Raw genomic sequence first — 4,783 nt, 5'->3', positions numbered from 1 at the left:
TACCGTTTGTTTAAACTTCCCGGTATACGGTTTCCCTTTTGGCATAAAAATACACCCCTAAAGTTATTTCCAGCATATCATACTGTCCAACTTTAGGGGTGCAGTTCAAATCCTCCCCCCTTTTCTTATTTTGATTTTCCTTGTCACTTGCCCCTTGCTACTTGTTACTTGTTACTTACCCCCCTCCCCCCGCTTGACGTCCCCTCACGCCTCTAGTATCATCAAAAGTGCGGGCAGGTGTATGTGCCCGACGCTAAAGGAGTAAACATAACCAGCCATGATTGTTGAAATGAGGACCGGCGCCTCCAAAAAAGAAGTCGATGATGTCGTGCAGAAAGCCAAATCGCTGGAACTGGATGTCCAGCTAAATCTCGGTACGGATAAAACGGTGGTGGCGCTGCTCGGCAGCAACACCGGCCAGATTCCCACGGATATCTTTGCCGTGCTCCCCGGCGTGGAAAGCGTTACCCGTATCATGAAGCCCTACAAACTGGCTTCGCGGACTTTCCGTCCCAGGGATACCAAAGTGGACTGCGGCGGAGTGGAAATCGGCGGCGAACGCATCGTGGTCATGGCCGGCCCCTGCGCCGTGGAGAGCGAGGCGCAGCTCATGGAGGCGGCCCGGGCGGTCAAAAAGGCCGGGGCGACTATTCTGCGCGGCGGCGCTTTCAAACCCCGCACCTCCCCCTTCAGCTTCCAGGGCTTGCAGAAAAAGGGGCTGGAGCTGCTCGCCAAAGCCAAAACCGAGTTCGCTATGCCGGTGGTCACGGAGGTGGTCAATCCCCAGGACGTATCCATGGTGGCGTCCTACGCTGACGTCTTGCAGATAGGCTCGCGGAACATGCAGAACTTCGCCCTGCTGACGGAGGCCGGCAAGAGCAAGCGCCCGGTAGTTTTGAAGCGCGGTTTTTCCTGCACCATTACCGAATGGCTCACCGCCGCCGATTACCTCCTGGCCGGGGGTAATAATAATGTTATTTTGTGCGAGCGGGGTATCCGGACGTTCGAGGACAGCATACGCTTTTCCCTGGATATTTCCGCCATTCCCGTGTTGAAAAAGAACAGCCATCTCCCCGTCATCGTGGACCCCTCTCACGCCGCCGGCCACTATTCCCTGGTGCCGGCTATCGCTAAAGCGGCCGTGGCGGCCGGCGCGGACGGGCTCCTCATCGAGGTGCACCCCAATCCCAAGGAAGCCCTGGTGGACGGCCTTCAATCCCTCTCTCCGTCCGATTTTACCCGACTGATGGCGGAGCTCAAGACCATCGCCAAAGCGGTAGGACGGAGCATTTAGACGGAGCCTAATTCGAATTCTCTTTTTACGAAAAAGGGATAAGATATTTGTTAGCCGCGGATGGTGTTTTTGGTAAGACTGACATCATCCCCATGCCTTGCGTCCTCTTAACCTTGTCATTCCAGGCCTAAATAACCTTATCCCCGGATTTCATCAATCAATCGCTCCCTCTCTGCCCGCGGAGAGGGAGCCGGAGAGAAAGGTTCGTTTCCTTATACCACCGCAGCCGTCCCCCCTTTCCCAGTCTCTCCCTTTGAAAAAGGGAGATTAAGAGGGATTTTAGTCATCATTCCAGCCCCGTATCAAGTATGGATTCATCCTGAAAGGTTCACCCTGAGGGAGCCGGAAGGAAAGGTCAGGTGAGTGGTATTCCCGGCCTTAATACCCTATCCCCAAACTTCATCAATCAATCGCTCCCTCTCTGTCAACGGAGAAGCTTGTCCGCCGGAGCTTTAGCGCAGGTGGAGGGCCGGAGAGAAAGGTCCGTTTCCTTATTCCCTCGCCGCCCCCCCTCCCCGCCGGAAAATACCGCCGCCTTGTTGTGTAAGATTGACCGGAAGGCCGGTTTTAAGCTATAATCAATATAGAGCACTAAGTCAAGACGGTCTGAGAGGCAGAGATAATCTTGCACGAGTCTTGCGGCGTTTTTGGCGTCTTTTCCCCGAAAGAGGATGTAGCCCGCCTTACCTTTTTTGGACTTTTCGCCCTCCAGCACCGCGGCCAGGAAAGCGCCGGTATCGCTACCGCGGATGGCAAAATCATCCGGGTCTTCACCGGCATGGGACGGGTATCCAATGTCTTCAATGAAGAGTCCCTCCAGAAACTCACCGGCCTTATGGCCATCGGGCATAACCGCTATTCCACCACCGGTTCCAGCAAGGTGGACAACGCCCAGCCTTTGGTGGTGGGTCATGGAAACGACACTATCGCCGTCGCCAATAACGGCAACATCGTCAACGCTACCTACCTCTACCGTGAGCTGGCTGATGCCGGCTACACCTTTCACAGCACCTCGGATACTGAGGTAATCGGCAATCTCATATTATCTTCTCCCGGTAAAAACTGGGTGGAAAGAATCCGGTACGCTATGCGTCGCCTCCAGGGCGCTTATTCGCTGATGTTGCTGACCCCCCGGGAGTTATACATCGTCCGCGACCCCCTGGGTGTCCGGCCGCTTTGCCTGGGGAAGGTGGACGGTGGCTGGGCGGTCGCTTCTGAATCATGCGCCCTCGACCATATCGGCGCGGAGTTCATCCGTGAAATTCAGCCCGATGAAATCGTCTTAATCAACGAAAACGGCGTCCAGAGCTACCCCGGGGACTCCGTTAAAAGAGGGCTGTGCATTTTCGAATATATTTACTTCGCCCGGCCGGACAGCGTGATAAACGGCAAGCTGCTTTACCCCGCCCGGCAGGCTATGGGTGCGGAGCTGGCCCGGGAATATCCCGTGGACGCGGACATTGTCATGGGCGTGCCGGATTCCGCCACCGCCGCCGGTACCGGCTATGCCCGCGAGTCCGGTATCCCGGTAGTGGAGGGCCTGATTAAAAACCGCTATGTGGGTCGTACCTTCATCGAGCCGGAGCAGCGCATGCGGGACATGGGCGTTAAGCTTAAGTTCAATCCGCTGCCGCAGGTGCTGGACGGCGAGCGCCTGGTCGTGGTCGACGATAGCATCGTTCGCGGCACGACCACCCCCAGCGTGATTCGCCTCCTCCGCAAGGCCGGCGCTAAAGAGGTCCACATGCGCATTTGTGCCCCGCCCATCCGTCACCCCTGTTTCTTGGGCGTGGACATGGCCACCCGCCGGGAGCTCATCGCCGCCCAGAAAAGCGTGCCGGAAATCTGCAAATTCATCGGGGCGGACTCCCTCGGCTATCTGAGCATTGACGGCCTGATTAAAGCGATAGGCCTGCCCCGGGAGAAATTCTGCCTGGCCTGCTTCACCGGCGAATACCCCATCGACGTACAGCTGGAAATGGATAAGCTGGCGCTGGAAACGTTGAGTAACCAAAAACCGGTTGAAGCCTGTGACGCTATAGAAGACGCCTAGCCGCCGCGGCCATGACCGGTTAATGTTTCACTTTTCCCCAACTGTTTGCCGTTTTATGCTGATATAATAGCACTGGAGCGCTCTTCCGCCGGAGTTCACCCTTGAGAATCGATAATCATCCACCTTACCGGCCGTACCGGGATTTCTGGGAGTGGCTGTTTGCTGATTGGCACCTTATCTTTATTCCACTGGGCCTGGTACCGGGCTATTTTTATTACCTCATCACCACCACCGCGGTCTAATACTTATCTCTTCCCCCTAATCTCTAATCTCTTCCCTCTAATCTCTAATCTCTATTCCCTAATCCTATTGACATCCCGTGATTTTTATTATATAGTGATTTCAGAACAGGTGTTCTCTAGTTCCGCCAGACACGGAGCACGGATGAAAAAACTATCGGATAAACAGCGGCGCATCATCAGGTTTATTGACAAGTTCCTGGATGAAAGGGGCTACCCGCCGTCCATCCGGGACATTCAGGGGGGCTGCGCCATCAGCTCCACCTCGGTGGTGGACTATAACCTCAATATCCTGGAAGACCGCGGCTACTTAAGCCGCCACGCGGATGTCTCCCGGGGCATTAAGCTGCTCAATAAAACGCCGTCGGCGGACTCCCTGGTAACGGTGCCGGTCATCGGCATCATCGCCGCCGGCGCGCCTATACCCGTCCCCGCCCCGGACACCTGGGACGTCGCCGCCGTCTCGGAAACGATGGGCGTCCCCGCCGGTTTGACCCGCGGCCGCGAGGATGTTTACGCCCTGCGCGTTAAGGGCCAGTCCATGATTGACGCCCTGATTAATGACGGCGATATCGTTCTCTTGCAGTTTGTCAGCGCCGTGGAAAACGGTGAGATGGCCGCCGTCTGGCTCAAATCGGAAAAAGAAGCCACCCTCAAAAAGGTCTTTGTCGAGCCGGAAAGAATCCGCCTCCAGCCGGCCAACAGCCAGATGCGCCCCTTTTATACCGACCTTGATAACGTGGAAATCCAGGGCCGGGTCATCGCCGTCGTCCGCCAGGTTGGCTAAGCCTTGTGTCTATTCAGCCCCGCTGTTCTTGTCCTTAATACCCCCATCCCCAAATTTCATCACTCAATCGCTCCCGCTCTGCCAGCGGAGAGAGGCTTGTCCGCCGGAGCTTTAGCGCAGGTGGAGGGCCGGAGGAAAAGGTCAGGTGAGTGATATTCCCGGCCTTAATACCCCCATCCCCAAATTTCATCACTCAATCGCTCCCGCTCTGCCCGCGGAGAGAGGCTTGTCCGCCGGAGCTTTAGCGCAGGTGGAGGGCCGGAGGAAAAGGTCAAGTGAGTGATATTCCCGGTCTTAATAACACTATACCCAAACTTCATCAATCAATCGCTCCCGCTCTGCCAGCGGAGAGAGGCTTGTCCGCCGGAGCTTTAGCGCAGGTGGAGGGCCGGAGGAAAAGGTCAGGTGAG

Annotated in this window: 4 protein-coding genes; all 4 read left to right on the top strand. The window is 56.2% G+C overall.

What is annotated here, in order from left to right:
* Positions 1 to 277 precede the first annotated feature (277 nt).
* The 4 genes from aroF to lexA all read left to right on the top strand — a co-directional run bounded on the left by aroF (position 278) and on the right by lexA (position 4,373).
* Positions 278 to 1,294, top strand: a complete 1,017-nt coding sequence (aroF, locus tag WC370_11385) for a 3-deoxy-7-phosphoheptulonate synthase (GenBank protein MFA5310065.1) — start codon at positions 278 to 280, stop codon at positions 1,292 to 1,294.
* Between the two features lie 625 nt (positions 1,295 to 1,919).
* Positions 1,920 to 3,347 carry an amidophosphoribosyltransferase gene (gene purF / locus WC370_11380; GenBank protein MFA5310064.1) on the top strand — a complete coding sequence of 476 codons (1,428 nt, stop codon included), beginning with the start codon at positions 1,920 to 1,922 and terminating at the stop codon, positions 3,345 to 3,347.
* Between the two features lie 101 nt (positions 3,348 to 3,448).
* Complete coding sequence (locus WC370_11375; GenBank protein MFA5310063.1) at positions 3,449 to 3,589, top strand: hypothetical protein; 141 nt, start codon at positions 3,449 to 3,451, stop codon at positions 3,587 to 3,589.
* A 142-nt stretch (positions 3,590 to 3,731) separates the two neighbouring features.
* A complete protein-coding gene (gene lexA, locus WC370_11370) occupies positions 3,732 to 4,373 on the top strand; it encodes a transcriptional repressor LexA (protein ID MFA5310062.1) in 642 nt (213 codons plus the stop codon).
* Positions 4,374 to 4,783: the final 410 nt, after the last annotated feature.

The sequence above is a fragment of the Dehalococcoidales bacterium genome, assembly GCA_041652735.1.
Lineage (GTDB): Bacteria > Chloroflexota > Dehalococcoidia > Dehalococcoidales > RBG-16-60-22 > RBG-13-51-18.
This window is presented reverse-complemented; position numbering and strand designations above follow the sequence as displayed.